The sequence below is a fragment of the Bacillus sp. SIMBA_008 genome, from assembly GCF_046535495.1.
GTDB lineage: Bacteria > Bacillota > Bacilli > Bacillales > Bacillaceae > Bacillus > Bacillus subtilis.
Genome location: NZ_JAWRWL010000334.1, coordinates 1 through 278, shown reverse-complemented (window position 1 = coordinate 278; position 278 = coordinate 1). Strand labels below are relative to the sequence as shown.

General features: G+C 38.1%; 2 pseudogenes. Both read right to left on the bottom strand.

What is annotated here, in order from left to right:
• Positions 1–70: pseudogene (locus SB658_RS23460) on the bottom strand (molybdenum cofactor biosynthesis protein MoaE); the annotation flags it as partial.
• Positions 71–115: 45 nt separating this feature from the next.
• Positions 116–278 (bottom strand): annotated as a pseudogene (locus SB658_RS23455) (molybdopterin molybdenumtransferase MoeA); the annotation flags it as partial.

Sequence of the window (278 nt, the reverse complement as noted above, 5' to 3'; positions counted from 1 at the left end):
GAATTACTTTGTTTGTAACTTCTTCAATTGAAATAGGTGTATCAATTACTTCATAATACGTATGTGTCATCTTGCACCTCTTATCTTTGTATAAGTTAGCAATCTATTTTTTCTATTATTTGTATGATTGAAGCGGTTCTTCCCACGGCCACTCACTTCCGGCGCTTGATTCTAATAACAGTACCGAAACAGTTATTCCTGCTTCAAATCCTCTCGTTCCTCCCGGCAGGACGATACATGCATTCGCCTCTGCAAGTGAAGAAATTGCACTAGATTTA